Origin of the sequence: Stenotrophomonas sp. Ste86 (assembly GCF_024519465.1) — a bacterium.
Taxonomy (GTDB): Bacteria; Pseudomonadota; Gammaproteobacteria; order Xanthomonadales; family Xanthomonadaceae; genus Stenotrophomonas.
Window position 1 is genome coordinate 20,353 of sequence record NZ_JALJRW010000017.1, and the last position, 17,204, is coordinate 37,556.

The following is a 17,204-nucleotide window of genomic DNA, read 5'->3' on the forward strand; positions in this document are numbered from 1 at the left end:
TTGGTGGACCGGCTATACTGTGCGTCTCTCTGTCTTTCGTTCTGAACAGGTTGCCTCCATGTTCGAGTCCCTGACCCAGCGCCTCTCCGGCACCATCGAGCGGCTGCGTGGCCGCGGTCGCCTCACCGAGGAAAACATCCGCGAGGCGACCCGCGAAGTCCGCATCGCGCTGCTCGAAGCCGACGTCGCCCTGCCGGTCGTGCAGGCGCTGGTCGAGCGCATCAAGGTGCGCGCGGTTGGCCAGGAAGTGCTCAAGTCGCTCACCCCCGGCCAGGCGCTGATCAAGATCGTGCGCGACGAGCTGACCACGGTGATGGGCTCGGCAGCGTCGGACCTCAACCTCAACGTGCCGGCCCCGGCGATCATCCTGATGGCCGGCCTGCAGGGCGCGGGCAAGACCACCACGGTGGGCAAGCTTGCCAAGCACCTGAAGGAAAAGCGCAAGAAGAAGGTGATGGTGGTGTCGGCCGACGTCTACCGTCCGGCGGCGATCGAGCAGCTCAAGACCCTGGCCGACCAGGTCGGCGTGCTGTTCTTCCCGTCCAGCGCCGACCAGAAGCCCGAAGCGATCGTGCGCGCGGCCATCGACGATGCCCGCAAGTCGTTCGTCGACGTGCTCATCGTCGATACTGCCGGCCGTCTGGCCATCGACGAAGCGATGATGGCCGAGATCAAGGCGCTGCACGCTGCGGTCAACCCGGCTGAAACGTTGTTCGTGGTCGACGCCATGACCGGCCAGGACGCGGCCAACACCGCCAAGGCCTTCGGCGAAGCACTGCCGCTGACCGGCGTGGTGCTGACCAAGACCGACGGCGACGCCCGTGGCGGTGCCGCGCTGAGCGTGCGCTACATCACCGGCAAGCCGATCAAGTTCGTCGGTGTCAGCGAGAAGCCCGAAGGCCTGGACGTGTTCCATCCGGACCGTATCGCCAGCCGCATCCTGGACATGGGCGACGTGCTGTCGCTGGTGGAACAGGTCGAGCAGCAGGTCGACAAGGACAAGGCGCAGAAGCTGGCCGAGAAGGTCGCCAAGGGCAAGAAGTTCGATCTGAACGACATGCGCGATCAGCTCGAGCAGATGCAGAACATGGGCGGCATCGGTGGCCTGATGGACAAGCTGCCGGGCCTGGGCCAGATCCCCGAGCACCTCAAGCAGCAGGTCAGCCAGGGCAAGGAAGTGCCGCGCATGATCGCCATCATCAACTCGATGACCAAGAAAGAGCGTCGCAACCCGGGCCTGCTCAACGGCTCGCGTCGCGCCCGCATCGCGCGCGGCTCCGGCCTGACCCCGGCCGACGTCAACAAGCTCATGAAGCAGTACCAGCAGATGGAAAAGATGATGAGCAAGATGGCCGGTGGCGGCATGAAGGGCATGATGCGCAGCATGAAGGGGATGATGGGCGCCATGGGCGGTCGCGGCGGCCTGCCATTCCGCTAAGGCATCCGGCAGCGCCTGGTCTCCGTGCCGGTCGCGCCAATTTCAGGTAAATGCGTCATCCGCGGCGGCGTAGTGCCTCTGGCGTTCCCCGCGCGCTGGGTGATTGACTGACAGGCTTGGCAAATTCAAAGGAATGTTCGTGAACAAGTCGATGGTGGTGATTGCGCTGGCCCTTTCCCTGGCCGCGTGCAAGGACGACAGGACGATGTCGCAGAAGGCGGGCAGTGCGATCAGCGGCACCGCTGCCGATTTCGTCGCTGGCTTGGGTGAAGGCGTGGACAAGCGCATGAACGTGACCCTGCAGGCCGATCCGGGCCTGGCCGCACGCGGGCTCACCGTGACCCTGGGCAAGAGCCGTGGCATGGGGTCCAAGGATGCGGCGGTGTACGTGGTGGCCGACAAGGCCTTCAAGGGCAAGCTGGTGGCGCGCGCACTGGATGCCGAGGGTGTCGAAATCGGCCGCGCGGCGGCCGAAGAAGAATTCGCCGCCGACGACGCCCGCTATGTCAGCTTCAAATTCAACGAAGAAATGGACAGCCAGCTGGTCCGCACCTACGCGGTGTCGGCACGCTGAATCCGGCCGGCGTGCATGCCGGGGCAGGGCGGTGCGGCGTATGCTGGCACCGTTTCCTTCTCCAGGTGCGCCGCGCGTGAGCCAGTCATCCATCCTCGAACGCGCCGACAGCTTCTGTCGGCGTTTTGCATTGCAGGGCCCGATCCTGCTCGCGCCGATGGCCGGCGCCTGTCCCGTGCCGTTGTCGGCCGCGCTGGCCAACGCCGGCAGCATGGGCGCGATGGGCGCGGTGTTGTCGCAGCCGCAGGACATCGTGGCGTGGATGACCGACTTCCGCGCGCAGTCCAGCGGTCCGGCGCAAGTGAATGTGTGGATACCCGATCCGCTGCCGCGGCGCGATGCCGATGCAGAAGCGGCCAGCCGTCGCTTCCTTGCGCAGTGGGGACCGGAGGTGCCGGCCACTGCCGGTGATGCGGGCCCGGCCGATTTCGATGCGCAGTTCGACGCGCTGATCAGCGCGCGACCGGCGGTGGCCTCAACCATCATGGGCGTGTTTTCCGCCGCGCAGGTGCAGCGCCTGAAGGACGTGGGCATCGCCTGGATCGCCTGTGCGACGACCTTGTCCGAGGCGCGGGTCGCACAGGCCGCCGGTGCCGATGCGGTGGTCGCGCAGGGCGCTGAAGCCGGTGGGCATCGCGGTGCCTTCGACCCTGACGCGGCCGAACGCCAGTTGGTCGGGTTGTTCGCGCTGCTGCCGCGGCTGGCCGATCATCTGGACGTCCCGGTGATCGCGGCCGGCGGCATCGCCGATGGACGTGGCATCGCGGCGGCACTGACCCTGGGTGCCAGTGCGGTGCAGGTGGGCACCGCCTTCCTGCGCACGCCCGAGTGCAGCTTGAACCCGGCCTGGTCGCAGGCCCTGGCGGACGCGGAGCCGGAAGATACCTGGCCCACGCGGGCCTTCAGTGGTCGCCTCGGCCGTGGCCTGGCCACCGCGTATGTGCGTGCTGCCGCTGCGGCCGATGCACCTGCACCACGCCCGTACCCGGTGCAGCGCGGGCTGACCGCACCGATGCGCGCCCAGGCCACCGGTGACAGCAACGTCGATGCGATGCAGGCGTGGGCCGGGCAGTCCGCGTGGATGGCGCCGGCGCGCCCGGCGGCGCAGGTGCTGCAGCAGATGTGGTCCGACGCCCGGGCGCTGCTCGGATGAGCGTCTACTGCAACGGCCACCGCGCCAGCGCCGACGACCTGGCCGGCGGGTTGACCAACTACGGGCACTTCACTTCGTTGCAGGTGCGCGGCGGGGCCGTGCAGGGCCTGGACCTGCACCTGCAACGGCTGCAGCAGGGCACCGAAGCGCTGTTCGGCAGCGTCCTGGACCTGGGCCAGGTCCGGTCGTGGATGCAGCACGCGCTGCAGTCGGACGACCTGCGTGATGCCTCGCTGCGGGTCACGGTGTTCTCGCGCCAGTTCGATTTCCGCCAGCCGCTGGAAGCGGTCGCGGTGGACGTGCTGGTGGCGGTGGGTACGCCGGTCCACATGCCGGCCGACGCGCGGCGCGTGCGCACGGTGATGTACCAGCGCGAGCTGCCGCACCTCAAGCATGTCGGTACCTTCCCGCTGTTCGAGCAGCGCCGGCGCGCGATGCGGGACGGCTTCGACGATGCGCTCTTCGTCACCCCGGACGGGGAGGTCGGCGAGGGCACTACCTGGAACATCGCCTTCCAGCGTGGCCAGCAGATCGTCTGGCCGCAGGCCCCGGCCCTGCGCGGTACGCATGAGCGGCTGTTGCAGGCGGGGTTCGCAGGTGACGTGCAGCAGGTGCGCGAGGTGGCCCTGGCCGAACTGGACGGCTTCGACGGCGCCATCGCCTGCAACGCGGCCGGGGTCTGGCCGATCTCGGCGATCGACGCGGTCACCTTCGCCGCGTCGGAGGCCTTCTGCCAGCGCGCGCGGGGGATCCTGGAAACGGCCCCGTGGCAGCCGATCGGGGCGATTGGCGGCGTCGGGTAGGCCCTGTTCAGCTTCGGCGGTCTTCACAGACTTGGAATGACCGCAGGCCGCCGCTATAATCGCCGGCTTACCGCGCCATCCTGGCGACTGGGCAATTGAGGAAACAACACCATGGTCAAGATTCGACTGACCCGCGGCGGCGCCAAGAAGCGTCCCTTCTACCACATCATCGTGACCGACTCGCGCAGCGCCCGTGACGGCCGCAACATCGAGCGCGTCGGTTACTACAACCCGGTGGCCCAGGGTGCGGAATCCCGCATCGTGCTGGACCTGCCGCTGGTCGACAAGTGGGTTGCCAACGGCGCCCAGATGACCGACAAGGTCCGCAACCTGTACAAGGAAGCGACCAAGGCCCAGGCCTCCGCGGCCTGATCCTGAAGGGCCGCGCCTGCCGCGGTCCACCGGTCTATACAGATGAAAGATACCGAGCGCCGCATCCTGCTGGGCAGGATTGTCGGCGCTTTTGGTGTGCGAGGCGAGATCAAGCTCGAGTCCTGGACCGAGCCGCGTACCGCCATTTTCCAATACCAGCCCTGGATCCTGCGTACACCCGCCGGCCAGGAGAGCACCCTCAGCGGCGCGCGCGGACGTCAGTCCGGCAAGCATCTGGTCGCGGTGTTTCCCGATATCACCGACCGCGATGTGGTCGAGGCGATGTACGGAACCGAAGTTTATGTAGCACGCAGCGCGCTGCCGCCGCCGAAGCCCGACGAGTATTACTGGGTCGATCTGGAGGGGTTGCAGGTGCGTACCGTCGATGGCGTCGAACTGGGGCGGGCCTCGCACCTGTTCTCGACCGGCTCCAACGACGTGCTGGTGGTGCAGGGCGATCGTGAGCGGATGATTCCGTTCGTGCAGCCGGACTTCGTGGTGTCGGTGGATTTCGAGGCCAACCTGATCGTGGTCGACTGGGACCCGGAGTTCTGACCGGGTGCGTATCGACGTCATCACCTTGTTCCCCGAGTTCATGGCGCAGTCGGCCGCGCTGGGCGTGGTCGGCCGTGCGGCCGAGCGCGGCCTGCTCGACCTGCATGGCTGGAATCCGCGTGACTACGCCGCCGGCAACTACCGCCGGGTGGACGACCGTCCCTTCGGGGGTGGCCCGGGCATGGTCATGCTGATCGAGCCGTTGCGCGCCTGCCTGGCCGCGGCCAAGGCGGCCGATCCGGCGCCCGCGCCGGTGATCTACCTCAGCCCGCAGGGCAAGCCGCTGACCCAGTCCAGGGTGCGCGAACTGGCGGCACTGCCACGGATGATCCTGCTGTGCGGCCGCTATGAAGGCATCGATGAGCGCTTCCTCGAGGCCGAGGTCACCGAGGAAATCTCGCTCGGCGATTACGTCCTGTCCGGCGGCGAGCTGGGCGCGGCGGTCATCGTCGATGCGGTGACCCGTCTGCAGGAGGGCGCGCTGGGCGATGCCGAATCGGCGGTCCAGGACAGTTTCGAAGGCCCGCAGGGGCTGCTGGACTGCCCGCATTTCAGCCATCCGGCCCAGCATGAATGGGGCGAAGTCCCGGACGTGCTGCGCTCGGGCAACCATGCCGCCATCGCCCGCTGGCGCCGCCAGCAGTCGCTGCTGCGGACCTGGCTGCGGCGCCCGGACCTGCTGGACGAGCGCACGCTGTCCAAGGCCGACCGCCTCCTGCTGGAGCAGGCGCGGCAGGCCCTGCCCAAGGAATCGAACCCCTAGCGCAGGGGCCGGTTCTTGTTTACAATTCTGGATTGCCATCGGCCCTTTGGGGGTCGATTGGCAGGAATCCCTACAAAAAACGTGCAGCACAGTCCGGTGACTGCATGAGCCCACGTTGTCGAACGACACGACCACCCGAACACTATCGGTGCACCCATGAGCAAGCTGAACAAATCCATCCTTTCGGACTTCGAATCCGCCCAGATTACCCGCGAGCTGCCGAAGTTCAGCCAGGGTGACACCGTCGTCGTCAACGTGAAGGTCAAGGAAGGCAACCGTGAGCGCGTGCAGGCTTACGAAGGCGTCGTGATCGGCACCAAGAACGCCGGCCTGAACTCCGCCTTCACCGTGCGCAAGATCTCGCACGGCTACGGCGTCGAGCGCGTCTTCCAGACCCACAGCGCCATCATCGACTCGGTCGAAGTGAAGCGTCGTGGCAAGGTCCGCTCCGGCAAGCTGTACTACCTGCGTGGCCTGGAAGGCAAGGCTGCCCGCATCAAGGAAGATCTGGCTGCCGCTGCGCAGGCCAAGGCTGCCCGCCTGGCTGCCAAGGCCCAGTAATTCCCGCCGACGACTTCGGTTGTCGCGGTACCAGAACGGCCACCCTCGGGTGGCCGTTCTGCGTTTGACGTCCTGAACATCACAAGCACGTCAGGGAGCCATGCGCGCCCTGCGTTCGTTGAAGGAAAAACATGCAGGCTTATCCCGCTCGAATCCGTGCCGCGCTGCAGGTCATGCAGGCCGCCGGCGTCCCCGCGCAGATGCAGGCGCCGCTGTTGTACCGGCTGCTGTGGCGGACAGGCCTGGCCGTGCCGCCGCCAGTGCTGGCCGGTTTCGTCGCCAACGCCATGCTGATGGGCGCGATGTTCGCGCTGGGATGGGGCGGATTGATGTGGCTGCTGTTCGCGCGCAGCGCCATGCTGCCGACGGCGGGCGTGCTGGGCGGTGCCGGCGTGGCCGGCCTGCTGTTCGGTGGCGCGATGGCACTGCTGATGCGGTGGCAGCAGCAGCGCTATCGCTTGCCGGCGTGGCGCGAGGTACGCGACACCGACGCCGGTTAACCCGCGCGCGTCGGCGCGGGCTGCGGCGCCGCCGTTGCCGGTGCGTCCGGGTCCAGGTCGGCCACCGGTGAAGGCGGCATCGACGGCACGGCAGCCGGTGCGGCCATTTCGTCGCGGTGGGTCGGCAGCATGTGCGCCTTGCGCCAGCCGCCCCAGCGGTAATACGCCAGCGACATCAGCATCGCGCAGAACGAGCTGACCGGGAAACTCCACCACACCGCATCGGCGCCCCAGCTGTCCTGCAGCAGTTCGGCGAACGGCACGCGGATGCCCCACAGCGAGGCGGCCAGGATCAGCAGCGGCGGGATCACCGCACCGGTGGAGCGCACTACGCCGGAAATGACGAAGTTGACGCCGAAGAACAGGAACGACCACACCGCGATGTGGTTGAGGTGGCGCGCCACGTCCAGCGACTGGCTGGCTTCGGGCAGGAACAGCGCAAGGGTGTACCGGTCCAGCAGGATCAGCGGCAGGATCAGCACGCCGGTGAGCAGGAAGTTGTACAGCACGCCGCTGCGGGCGGTGCCGCGCACGCGGTCCCAGTTGCCGGCGCCGACGTTCTGCGCGGCCATCGACGAGCACGCCGCGCCGATCGCCATCGCCGGCATCTGCACGTAGGTCCACAGCTGCAGCGATGCACCGTAGGCGGCGGCCGTGTCGGTGCCGTAGCCGTTGACCATGCTCATCATCAGGATCATCGACAGCGAGATCAGCACCATCTGCAGGCCCATCGGCACGCCCTTGACCACCAGCGCGCGCAGGATCGTGGTGTCGATCTTGAACAGCGCCATGTCCTTGCGGCCCAGCCACAGCACATGGCGCTTGTTGCGCATGTACCAGAGCAGGCCGATCAGCGACAGCGTCTGCGCGATCAGCGTGGCCCAGGCGGCACCGGCGATGCCCAGCTGCGGGAACGGGCCGATGCCGAAGATCAGCAGCGGGTTGAAGCCGATGTCCAGCACCACCGACAGCAGCAGGAAGCGGAACGGCGTGCGTGAATCGCCGACGCCGCGCAGCGCCGAGCTCAGGAACGCGAACGCATACAGCGTCGGCATCGCCAGGAAGATGATGCGCAGGTAGGCCTCGGCCAACGGCAGCGATTCGGCCGGCGTGCCCATGGCCGCCAGCAGCGGATGCGACAGCCACCAGCCGGCGATCGCGATCACCACCGACAGGCCGATGAAGAAGGTGGCGCTGGTGCCCATCACACGGCGTGCCTGGGAAATGTCGCGCGCCCCCATCGCCTGGCCGATCAGGATGGTGGCCGCCATGCCGATCCCGAACACCGAGCCGATCAGGAAGAACATGATGTTGTTGGCGTTCGCGGTAGCGGTCAGGGCCGCCTCGCCGAGGAAGCGGCCCACCCAGATCGCATTCACCGACCCGTTCAGCGACTGGGCGATGTTGCCGGCCAGGATCGGCAGGGCGAACAGGAACAGGTTGCGCCCTATCGGGCCGGTGGTCAGGTCAAGCGGCGCTTTGGCCATGTGCTCTGGAGATCAAGCGTGGAGAGCGGCACACTAGCACCAAGCCCGTCAGTGGGATATCGCGATGCGCACCGTAATGCCGGCGGCTGGCCGGCTCCAGGCAATGCGAACCAGCCGGATGCTCCCCACTGGCCGGTGTCCCCTGCATCGGGCTGACCCGTTCATGCCCGCGCTGACGGCGCTCTTGATTGCCGTTGCGTTGGCCGCATGTTCGAGTACACAGCGCCTGGGCGATGCCCAGGTGCGGCCGATGGACCGACCGGAATGCCAGGTGGGCAGCCAGCGCCGCGATCTGGATGCCGGCGTGCCGGTACTGATCGGTGGCACTGGATGCCGGGGCAACCCGGACGCGCCCCAACCCCTGAACAAACGACCGGCCAACGCCGTGGAGCTGGGCAAGCAGCATGACTGAAGCAGAATCGTTGGGCGCCAGCGTGCGGCTGGATGTGTGGCTGTGGGCCGCGCGCTTCTTCCGAACCCGCAGCCTGGCCAAGCAGGCGGTGGAAACCGGCAAGGTCGATGTGGCGGGGCAGCGCCCGAAGTCGTCGCGCGCTGTGAGGGTAGGCGAGCAGCTGCAGATCAGCCGCGGCGATGAAACTTTCGACGTACAAGTGCGTGGTCTGAGCGAAATGCGCGGGCCGGCGCCGGTGGCGCAGCAGCTGTATGCGGAAAGCGAGGCGTCGCGTGCGCGGCGTGCCGAACTGCGTGCGCAGCGCGCGGCGGCGAAGAATGGTTACCAGCCGCCGGAGCATCGACCGGACAAGCGTGCGCGGCGGTTGATCCGGGCCCTGGGCGACATCGACGCGATCTGAGCCTGCGCGTACGTTCGCGTCCGCGCAGGCATTGAAGCGGTGCTGACACAGCGGTTGGCACCTGTCCTTGCGGGGGAACCGGCCGGTGGCCGGTTCCCCCTGTCTCACGCGTGCAGATCGTAGCGGTCAAGTTCCATCACCCGCGTCCAGGCGGCGACGAAATCCTGCACCAGCTTCTTCTCACCGTCCGCACTGGCGTAGACCTCGGCGAGGGCGCGCAGCACCGAATTCGATCCGAATACCAGGTCGGCGCGACTCCCGGTCCAGCGCGTGTCTCCGCTGCTCACGTAGCCATTGCCGTCGGGTTTCCACTGCGTGCGCATGTCCAGCAGGTTGACGAAGAAATCGTTGCTCAACGTGCCGGGGCGATCGGTCAGCACCCCTTGGGTATTTCCGTCGACATTGGCTCCCAACACGCGCAGGCCACCGACCAGTGCGGTCAGCTCCGGCGCGCTCAGGGTGAGCAGTTGCGCCTTGTCGATCAGCAGCACTTCGGCGGGCACGCTGTAGCGGCCCTTGAGATAATTGCGGAAGCCATCGGCGTAGGGTTCCAGTACCGCGAACGATTCGACGTCGGTCTGTGCCTGGCTGGCATCGGTGCGGCCGGGGGTGAACGGTACGCTGATGTCGTGGCCACCGGCCTTGGCGGCCTGCTCGACGCCGACGCCTCCGGCCAGCACGATCAGGTCGGCCAGCGATACCTGCTTGCCGCCGCCGCCGCCATTGAAGCCGGTCTGGATCTTTTCCAGCGCGGCCAGCACCTTGGACAGCTGCTGCGGCTGGTTCACGGCCCAATCCTTCTGCGGGGCAAGACGGATGCGTGCACCGTTGGCACCGCCGCGCTTGTCCGAGCCGCGGAACGTCGACGCCGAGGCCCAGGCGGTGGACACCAGTTCGGCCACGCTCAGTCCGGCAGCGGCGATCTGCTGCTTGAGCGCGGTGATGTCGCGGGCGTCGATCAACGCATGGGTCGTTGCGGGCACCGGGTCCTGCCAGATGAATTCCTCGGCCGGGATCTCCGGGCCCAGATAGCGGGCACGCGGACCCATGTCGCGGTGGGTCAACTTGAACCATGCACGCGCGAATGCATCGGCAAAGGCCTGCGGGTCCTCAAGGAAGCGGCGCGAGATCTTTTCGTAGGCCGGGTCCACGCGCAACGCCAGGTCGGTGGTGAGCATGCTCGGGCGATGCTTCTTCGACGGGTCGTGCGCGTCGGGGATGACGGCCTCGCTGTCCTTGGCCACCCACTGGTGCGCACCGGCCGGGCTCTTGGTCAGCTCCCACTCGTGCTTGAACAGCAGCTCGAAGAAGTCGTGGCTCCACTGTGCCGGGGTGCGCGTCCAGGTCACTTCCAGGCCGCTGGTGATGGTGTCCCCGCCCTTGCCGCTGCCGAATGTGTTGGACCAGCCAAGGCCCTGGCTTTCCAGCCCCGCTGCTTCCGGTTCCGCCCCGACGTTGTCGGCCGGGCCGGCACCGTGGGTCTTGCCGAAGCTGTGACCACCGGCGATCAGGGCGACGGTTTCCTCATCGTCCATGGCCATGCGGCCGAAGGTATCGCGGATGTCGAAGGCGGCCTTGAGCGGATCGGGGTTGCCGTCCGGGCCTTCGGGGTTCACGTAGATCAGGCCCATCTGCACTGCGGCGAGCGGGTTCTCCAGATCGCGCGAGTGGATGTCGCCATCGGCGTCATCATCGGAGACCAGCACACCGTGGTCTTCTTGTACGCCCTCGGAGCCATGCGCATAGCGCATATCGCCGCCGAGCCAGGTGGTCTCGCGGCCCCAGTACACATCCTGGTCCGGTTCCCAGGTATCGAGGCGACCACCGGCAAAGCCCAAGGTCTTGAAGCCCATCGATTCGAGTGCGACGTTGCCGGTGAGGATCAGCAGGTCGGCCCAGGAGATGGCCTGGCCGTACTTCTGCTTGATCGGCCACAGCAGCCGGCGTGCCTTGTCCAGGCTGACATTGTCCGGCCAGCTGTTGAGCGGGGCGAAACGCTGCTGGCCGCGACCGCCGCCGCCGCGTCCATCGCCGATGCGGTAGGTGCCGGCGCTGTGCCAGGCCATGCGGACGAACAGGCCGCCGTAGTGACCGAAGTCGGCCGGCCACCAGTCCTGCGAATCGGTCATCAGCGCCTTGAGGTCGGCCTTCAGCGCGGTGTAGTCGAGCTGCTTGAACGCCTTGGCGTAATTGAACCCGTCACCCAGCGGATTGGAGCGGTTGGAATGCTGGTTGAGCAGGTCCACGCGCAACTGGTTGGGCCACCAGTCGCGGTTGGTGGTGGCGTCGCCGACCAGGGCGTGGTTGAAGGGGCATTTTGCTTCGCTTTTCATGGGCATCTACCTGTGTACCAGCGAATGGGGACTCATCTGCGCGCAGGCGCCTATGGCGATGTCGGCGGCCCAACCCTCCCTCAGGGAGTGCGGTTCCACCAAGCCCCGGCGTGAGGGCCGGGACGTGCCGTGAAGGCATGCGGGACACGTTAAGCATTGTTATTCAATCGGTAAATTCGAATGAATCAACCGATGTGATAGTTGCGGCCTATTTATGTGGCGGCCTCAACGCTTCCCGCCGAACAGGCCGCCACCCAGCTTTACCAAATCGCCGATGCCGAGCTGGCCGTCGCCGTCCTGGTCGAGCACCGAGGTGAGCAGGCCACCGCTGCTGGCGGCCTGGGCTTCTTGGCCGAGGGCCTGGCTGAGCTGGCTGGGATTGCCGCCGCTGGCAAAGCGCTGGGCGAGGTAGGACATGACGATGGGCGCGAGGATGGCCAGCAGCTGGCTGGTCTTGCTGCTGTCCAGACCGGTGGCCTGGCTCAGGCCCTGCGCGGCGCGGTCGCTGTTGCCGCCGAACACATGGCCCAGGATGCCGGCGCCATTGGTGGCATTGCCACCCCCGCCGCCCCCGAGCACGCTGCCGAGCAGCCCGCCCAGGTCGAAGCCACCACCGCCGGCGGGCGCATGATCGCGTTGCAGGGCGCCCAGAAGGGCTTCAGCACCTTGGGGCTGCTGTGCGTTGCGGCCCATCGCTCCAAGCAGCAGGGGCAGGGCCGCGCCGACCGCGCCGCTGGCCTGGTGCTGGTCGATGCCAAGCTGCTGGGAGACCTGATGCAGGCCTTGGCCCTGCTGCAGCTGCTGGAAGAGGGAAGCGGCGAGTGATTCGGTGTTCACGGCGGACTCCGGAGCAGGGAGGGGGACGCGCCGAGCATAGCGCTGCGTTTACTACGGTAATGCGAAGGCCTCAGGCCGCCGGCCTGGCTTTGACGCCCCGGCCGGCGGCGCAGGTCAGTGGGTACGGTCGGACGGCGTCGACGTCACCGCGATCTGCTGCAGCGTGGCGACGAAGTCCGGCAGCAGCACGCGGTTGCCATGCCCGCTCAGGTGGTCTGAATCGAAGAACAGCGGATCCTGCCCGTCCATCGCCGAACATGTACTGTCCTTGCACAGCAGCGGCAGCGGATCCCACACATGCAGCGCAGGATGCGCCAAGGCAAGCGATGCGAGCAGCGCCATCTGCGGCGCGCGCAGCCGCTCGAGGTCCGCGCGGGGCATCGTCAAGCCGTCGGCGCAGGCCGGATTCATCCGGTTGAACGGATCCGAACATCGATACGCGGAGGCCTTGAAGATGGGCAATGGCGCGTCGATCACGATCTTCACCTGCAGCGCCTCCAGGCGCGCCAGCACCGCTTCGGCGTCCTGTCTGGCGGCGCGGTCGTCGTCCGCGCCGCGGGCGTGCAGGATGTCGTCCATGACCACGGCATGCCCACGGCGCCAATCGCGGCCGCGCAGTTCGGGCATGCGCAGCGAGGCGATCAGCACCACATCCCCGGGCCGGGCCTGCGCCTCGATCTGCGCCAGGACGCGTTCGCGTGCGTCACTACAGTCGCCCGGTGCAGTGCCAAGCAAGGTGACGATGCCGCAGCCACCGCGCTCCAGCACGTGCAACTCCATCTCCAACTGCCGCGCGGCGATGGACACCATGGTCCGGTAGGCGGCGGCATGCGAGTCGCCGGCGACGAACAGCTGCCGACCTGCGAGGGTGGGGCCATCGACCGGCGGCACCGGTTTCCAGGCGGGATGCAGGTAGGGCCGCCACTGGTAGCCGTCGCCGGTGGTGCTGAGCGAGATGTCGTCGGTGTGCTGCACGATCAGGTAGGCACCCGTGGCGGACAGGCCCATGGCGGCAATGCCCATTGCCAGTACCGTGCGCGTGCGAAGGCGTGTGCCCCGCCGGCGTGCCGGATTTTCGATCCAGTGATAGGAGGCGCTGGCGATGGCCATCAGTACGACCGGGTAGGCCCACAACGCGATGCCCTGCATGCCGTAGGTCCAGCGCAGCAGCACCAGCAACGGCCAGTGCCAGAGATAGAGCGAGTAGGACAACACGCCGATGTAGACCAGCGGCCGCCATTGCAACCCGCTCAGAACCGATGACCGTGCGCGGTCGATGTCGTCGGTGTCGTCGTCGGCGGCGGCGGCGGCGGCGGCCAGCAGCATCAGCGTGCCAGCCACGGTGATCAGCGCGCCCGGGAAGGGAAACGAGAACCGGGACGCGAACCCGAAGCCCAGCGCCACCATCAGCAGGCCTGGCAGCGCCCACAGCCGCCAGCGCGCAGGTGCGCCGTGGGTCATCACGCGTTGGTACAACAATGCGCCTGCGGCCAGCTCCCACAACCGTGCCGGCAGCAGGTAAAACGCCGATGCTGGTGCGGTGGTCGCCTGCACGGCGGCGATCGCCAGCGACGCCGCGGCCAGTACCGGCAACAGCCAGCGCGCGGCCGCGTGGGTCCGGCGGTGCTGCAGCCAGACGAAGTACACGAACGGAAACAGCAGGTAGAACTGTTCTTCCACCCCGAGCGTCCAGGTGTGCAGGAAGGGGTTGAGGTCGGCGCCCGGCGAGAAGTAGCCATCCTGCTGCCAGGCCAGCACCAGGTTGCTGACCCCCAACAGCGCGCCCAGTCCGGTCTGGTCGAACTGCTCGTTGCGCCAGGCACGTGGCATCAGCAGGGCCGACAGCAGGAAAGTGACCAGCAGCATCAGCAGCAGCGCGGGCAGCAGCCGCAGCAGCCGCCGCCGGTAGAAATCGAGCAGGAAGCGGCCAAGGGTGGGGGCGGGCCGCGCTGCCAGGGACTGGCTGATCACGAATCCGGACACAACGAAAAACAGATCCACGCCACTGAACCCGCCGGGCAGGAGCGCCTTGTTGGCGTGGAAAACGATGACGGCAACCACCGCCAGGGCACGCATGCCATCGATGGCGCCGAAGTGACGCGTTGGGAGCAGGGACATGGCGGGGACCGTTACGGGGACGGGCCAGCATCAAGAGGGTGTCCGGCACCAGCAAGGGGCAATGACGACACACCCTCCGAACTGGAACGTGCGTGGGGCATGCGCGCGGCCGAGGCGCGCCTGCGGTTCAGCCAGGTTCGTCATGCCGCCCATTCCAGCGTAGGCAGATGCCGACGCTGGACGACCCCGGCCACTACCACGCGCGCTGGGCGCGCAGGATCAGATCAGTGCTTTCAGCCGGTACAGCGCTTCCAGGGCCTGCTTCGGGGTCAGCTCGTCCGGATCGATCGCGGCCAGCGCGTCCTGCGCGGCGGTGTTGGGCGCGTTGAACAGGCCGAACTGCTGCGGTGCATCCAGGGCCTGCGGGGCCACGGTGGCGGCATGACTCTCGCCGCCGCGCTGCTCCAGTTCGGCCAGGCGACGCCGTGCCTGCGCGACGGTGGAGCGTGGCAGGCCGGCCAGGGCCGCCACCTGCAGGCCGAAGCTGCGGTTGGCCGGGCCGTCCTTGACCGCGTGCATGAACACCAGCGCTTCGCTGCCGTTCTTGTCGGTGTGTTCCACCGCATCCAGGTGCACGTTGGCGATGCCGCTGGGGCCGCCTTCGTGCTGCTCGTCGGCCAGCGCGGTCAGCTCGAAGTAGTGGGTGGCAAACAACGTGTAACAGCGATTCTGGTAGGCCAGGTGGCGCGCCACCGCATCGGCCAGGGCCAGGCCGTCGTAGGTGGAGGTGCCGCGGCCGATCTCGTCCATCAGCACCAGCGAGTGCGCGCTGGCGTGGTGCAGGATGTAGCTGGTCTCGGCCATCTCGACCATGAAGGTGGACTGCCCGCGCGCGAGGTCGTCGCCGGCGCCGATGCGGGTCAGGATGCGGTCGATCGGGCCGATCACCGCGCGGCTGGCCGGCACGAAGCTGCCGATGTGGGCCAGCAGCACGATCAGCGCGTTCTGGCGCATGTAGGTCGATTTACCGCCCATGTTCGGGCCGGTGATGACCAGCATGCGGCGGTCCGGATGCAGGTCCAGGTCGTTGGGCTCGAACGGCTGCTCGCGCACCGCTTCCACCACCGGGTGGCGGCCGCGTTCGATGCGCAGGCACGGCGCTGTTTCCAGCTCCGGGCGGGCCCAGTCCAGCGCCTGTGCGCGTTCGGCGAAGCCGGCCAGCACGTCCAGTTCGCTGAGCGCGGCGGCGCACTGCTTGAGCGGCTCCAACTTGCCGGCCAGCGTATCCAGCAGCTGTTCGTACAGCAGCTTCTCGCGCGACAGCGAACGCTCGCGGGCCGACAGCACCTTGTCCTCGAAGGATTTCAGTTCTTCGGTGATGTAGCGCTCGGCATTGGTCAGGGTCTGGCGGCGGGTGTAGTGCACCGGCGCCTTCTCACTCTGGCCCTTGCTGATTTCGATGTAGTAGCCGTGCACGCGGTTGTAGCCGACCTTCAGCGTGGCAATGCCGCTGCTGATGCGTTCGCGCTGTTCCAGGTCGATCAGGAACTGATCGGCATGGGTGGACAGGCGGCGCAGTTCGTCCAGTTCGGCATCGAAGCCTTCGCCGATGACACCGCCGTCGCTGAGCTTCATCGGCGGGGTCGGCGCGATCGCGCTGGCCAGCAGGTGCGCGCATTCGTCATGCGAGCCCAGCGCGTCGTGCAGCGCCACCAGGCGCGGAGAGTCCAGCGGGGCGAGCACGCGGCGCACGTCCGGCAGCAGGCCGAGACCATCGCGCAGGGTCGAGAAATCGCGCGGACGTGCCGAGCGCAGCGCGACGCGGGTGAGGATGCGTTCCAGATCGCCGAGCGCGCGGAACGCGTCGCGCACATCGCTATCGGCGCCGCGGTCGATCAGCGTGGCTACCGCATCGTGGCGATGCACCAGCACCTCGCGCAGGCGCAGCGGGCGGTGCAGCCAACGCCGTAGCAGGCGACCGCCCATGGGGGTGACGGTGGTATCGAGCACGCCGAGCAGGGTGTTGCGGGTGTCGCCGTCGACGCGCGTGTCCAGTTCGAGATGGCGGCGCGTGGCGGCGTTCATCGCGATCGCCTCGCTGGCCGTTTCGGTGGCGATCGCGGTCAGGTGCGGCAGGCGCTGTTTCTGGGTTTCTTCGACATAGCCAAGCAGGGCGCCGGCCGCCGCGGTCGCGCGCGGCTTGTCGTCGATGCCGAAACCGGTGAGGTCGTGCAGCTTGAAGAAGGCCAGCAGCTGGCGGCGGCCGCTGTCGGGATCGAACAGCCACGGCGCGCGGCGACGGATGCCGCTGCGGTGCTTGAGGAACTCCGGCCAGTTTTCTTCGTCGGGCACCAGCAGTTCGGCCGGCTCCAGGCGTGCCAGTTCGGCTTCCAGCGCGTCTTCCGAATCCACTTCGTTGACCAAAAAGCGACCGCCGGCCAGGTCGGCCCAGGCCAGGCCGAAGCCGTGCTTGCCGCGCGACAGCGCCATCAGCAGGGTGTCGCGACGCTCGTCCAGCAGTGCCTCATCGGTGACCGTGCCGGGGGTGACGATGCGCACCACCTTGCGTTCGACCAGGCCCTTGGCCAGCGCCGGGTCGCCGATCTGCTCGCAGATGGCCACCGATTCGCCCAGCGCCACCAGCCGCGCCAGGTAGCCTTCGTAGGCATGCACGGGCACGCCGGCCATCGGGATCGGCGCGCCGCCGGAGCTGCCACGCTGGGTCAGGGTGATGTCCAGCAGCCGCGCGGCCTTGCGTGCGTCGTCGTAGAACAGCTCGTAGAAGTCGCCCATCCGGAAGAACAGCAGCAGGTCCGGGTACTCGGACTTTGCGGCGAAGAACTGCTTCATGAGCGGGGTGTGTTCGGGCTGCTTATCGGTCACGCGGGGTCCATCAACGTCGGGGGCAGGCCGGAAGGCCGCCGGATGGACCATTGTAGGGGAGGGGGCCGGGTGGGC

16 protein-coding genes are annotated in these 17,204 nt (G+C 67.6%); 11 read left to right on the top strand and 5 right to left on the bottom strand.

The window, feature by feature from the left end; translation table 11 throughout:
* The first annotated feature begins 58 nt into the window (after positions 1 to 58).
* The 9 genes from ffh (at position 59) to NR101_RS14485 (ending at position 6,719) form a co-directional block, all read left to right on the top strand.
* Positions 59 to 1,438, top strand: a complete 1,380-nt coding sequence (gene ffh / locus NR101_RS14445) for a signal recognition particle protein (protein ID WP_256776430.1) — start codon at positions 59 to 61, stop codon at positions 1,436 to 1,438.
* Between the two features lie 139 nt (positions 1,439 to 1,577).
* Entirely contained in the window at positions 1,578 to 2,012 is a 435-nt protein-coding gene (locus NR101_RS14450; RefSeq protein WP_256776431.1) for a hypothetical protein, read from the top strand.
* Positions 2,013 to 2,088: 76 nt separating this feature from the next.
* Positions 2,089 to 3,165 carry a nitronate monooxygenase gene (locus tag NR101_RS14455; protein ID WP_256776432.1) on the top strand — a complete coding sequence of 359 codons (1,077 nt, stop codon included), beginning with the start codon at positions 2,089 to 2,091 and terminating at the stop codon, positions 3,163 to 3,165.
* Positions 3,162 to 3,968: an aminotransferase class IV family protein gene (locus NR101_RS14460; RefSeq protein WP_256776433.1), complete on the top strand. Its 807-nt coding sequence runs from the start codon at positions 3,162 to 3,164 to the stop codon at positions 3,966 to 3,968. The genes NR101_RS14455 and NR101_RS14460 overlap by 4 nt, the downstream gene beginning before the upstream one ends.
* Positions 3,969 to 4,079: 111 nt before the next feature.
* Entirely contained in the window at positions 4,080 to 4,340 is a 261-nt protein-coding gene (gene rpsP, locus NR101_RS14465) for a 30S ribosomal protein S16 (protein WP_017356068.1), read from the top strand.
* 42 nt (positions 4,341 to 4,382) lie between these two features.
* On the top strand, positions 4,383 to 4,895 hold the full coding sequence (gene rimM / locus NR101_RS14470; RefSeq protein ID WP_256776434.1) for a ribosome maturation factor RimM: 513 nt from the start codon (positions 4,383 to 4,385) through the stop codon (positions 4,893 to 4,895).
* Between the two features lie 4 nt (positions 4,896 to 4,899).
* Positions 4,900 to 5,658 (top strand): tRNA (guanosine(37)-N1)-methyltransferase TrmD, encoded by a 759-nt coding sequence (trmD, locus tag NR101_RS14475; RefSeq protein ID WP_256776435.1) that lies wholly within the window; start codon positions 4,900 to 4,902, stop codon positions 5,656 to 5,658.
* Positions 5,659 to 5,814: 156 nt separating this feature from the next.
* The gene (gene rplS, locus NR101_RS14480) at positions 5,815 to 6,219 is read left to right on the top strand and encodes a 50S ribosomal protein L19 (RefSeq protein WP_256776436.1); all 405 of its coding nucleotides are present in this window, start codon (positions 5,815 to 5,817) and stop codon (positions 6,217 to 6,219) included.
* Positions 6,220 to 6,350: 131 nt separating this feature from the next.
* Complete coding sequence (locus NR101_RS14485) at positions 6,351 to 6,719, top strand: DUF6404 family protein (protein ID WP_256776437.1); 369 nt, start codon at positions 6,351 to 6,353, stop codon at positions 6,717 to 6,719.
* On the opposite strand, the gene NR101_RS14490 is transcribed toward NR101_RS14485, so the two are convergent.
* Positions 6,716 to 8,206 (bottom strand): MATE family efflux transporter, encoded by a 1,491-nt coding sequence (locus NR101_RS14490; RefSeq protein ID WP_256776438.1) that lies wholly within the window; start codon positions 8,204 to 8,206, stop codon positions 6,716 to 6,718. The two genes, NR101_RS14485 and NR101_RS14490, sit on opposite strands and share 4 nt — an antisense overlap.
* A gap of 163 nt (positions 8,207 to 8,369) precedes the next feature.
* On the opposite strand from NR101_RS14490, the gene NR101_RS14495 reads away from it, so the two are divergent.
* Both NR101_RS14495 and NR101_RS14500 read left to right on the top strand, forming a co-directional pair.
* Complete coding sequence (locus tag NR101_RS14495) at positions 8,370 to 8,618, top strand: hypothetical protein (protein WP_306175555.1); 249 nt, start codon at positions 8,370 to 8,372, stop codon at positions 8,616 to 8,618.
* Positions 8,611 to 9,018: an RNA-binding S4 domain-containing protein gene (locus tag NR101_RS14500; protein WP_256776441.1), complete on the top strand. Its 408-nt coding sequence runs from the start codon at positions 8,611 to 8,613 to the stop codon at positions 9,016 to 9,018. The genes NR101_RS14495 and NR101_RS14500 overlap by 8 nt, the downstream gene beginning before the upstream one ends.
* Before the next feature lie 104 nt (positions 9,019 to 9,122).
* On the opposite strand, the gene katG is transcribed toward NR101_RS14500, so the two are convergent.
* The 4 genes from katG to mutS all read right to left on the bottom strand — a co-directional run bounded on the left by katG (position 9,123) and on the right by mutS (position 17,096).
* Positions 9,123 to 11,351, bottom strand: coding sequence for a catalase/peroxidase HPI (katG, locus tag NR101_RS14505; RefSeq protein WP_256776442.1), 2,229 nt, complete (start codon positions 11,349 to 11,351; stop codon positions 9,123 to 9,125).
* Between the two features lie 225 nt (positions 11,352 to 11,576).
* Positions 11,577 to 12,188: a DUF937 domain-containing protein gene (locus NR101_RS14510; RefSeq protein WP_256776443.1), complete on the bottom strand. Its 612-nt coding sequence runs from the start codon at positions 12,186 to 12,188 to the stop codon at positions 11,577 to 11,579.
* Positions 12,189 to 12,302: 114 nt separating this feature from the next.
* Entirely contained in the window at positions 12,303 to 14,306 is a 2,004-nt protein-coding gene (locus NR101_RS14515) for an acyltransferase family protein (protein WP_256776444.1), read from the bottom strand.
* A 219-nt stretch (positions 14,307 to 14,525) separates the two neighbouring features.
* The gene (gene mutS, locus NR101_RS14520; protein WP_256776475.1) at positions 14,526 to 17,096 is read right to left on the bottom strand and encodes a DNA mismatch repair protein MutS; all 2,571 of its coding nucleotides are present in this window, start codon (positions 17,094 to 17,096) and stop codon (positions 14,526 to 14,528) included.
* Between the last annotated feature and the right edge of the window lie 108 nt (positions 17,097 to 17,204).

Bases quoted from the DNA above. Each gene is read 5' to 3' on its own strand.
- rplS (WP_256776436.1), top strand. From the start codon at position 5,815: ATGAGCAAGCTGAACAAATCCATCCTTTCGGACTTCGAATCCGCCCAG.
- NR101_RS14460 (WP_256776433.1), top strand. From the start codon at position 3,162: ATGAGCGTCTACTGCAACGGCCACCGCGCCAGCGCCGACGACCTGGCC.
- rpsP (WP_017356068.1), top strand. From the start codon at position 4,080: ATGGTCAAGATTCGACTGACCCGCGGCGGCGCCAAGAAGCGTCCCTTC.
- NR101_RS14485 (WP_256776437.1), top strand. From the start codon at position 6,351: ATGCAGGCTTATCCCGCTCGAATCCGTGCCGCGCTGCAGGTCATGCAG.
- rimM (WP_256776434.1), top strand. From the start codon at position 4,383: ATGAAAGATACCGAGCGCCGCATCCTGCTGGGCAGGATTGTCGGCGCT.
- katG (WP_256776442.1), bottom strand. From the start codon at position 11,351: ATGAAAAGCGAAGCAAAATGCCCCTTCAACCACGCCCTGGTCGGCGAC.
- NR101_RS14500 (WP_256776441.1), top strand. From the start codon at position 8,611: ATGACTGAAGCAGAATCGTTGGGCGCCAGCGTGCGGCTGGATGTGTGG.
- NR101_RS14515 (WP_256776444.1), bottom strand. From the start codon at position 14,306: ATGTCCCTGCTCCCAACGCGTCACTTCGGCGCCATCGATGGCATGCGT.
- mutS (WP_256776475.1), bottom strand. From the start codon at position 17,096: ATGAAGCAGTTCTTCGCCGCAAAGTCCGAGTACCCGGACCTGCTGCTG.
- ffh (WP_256776430.1), top strand. From the start codon at position 59: ATGTTCGAGTCCCTGACCCAGCGCCTCTCCGGCACCATCGAGCGGCTG.
- NR101_RS14490 (WP_256776438.1), bottom strand. From the start codon at position 8,206: ATGGCCAAAGCGCCGCTTGACCTGACCACCGGCCCGATAGGGCGCAAC.
- NR101_RS14495 (WP_306175555.1), top strand. From the start codon at position 8,370: ATGCCCGCGCTGACGGCGCTCTTGATTGCCGTTGCGTTGGCCGCATGT.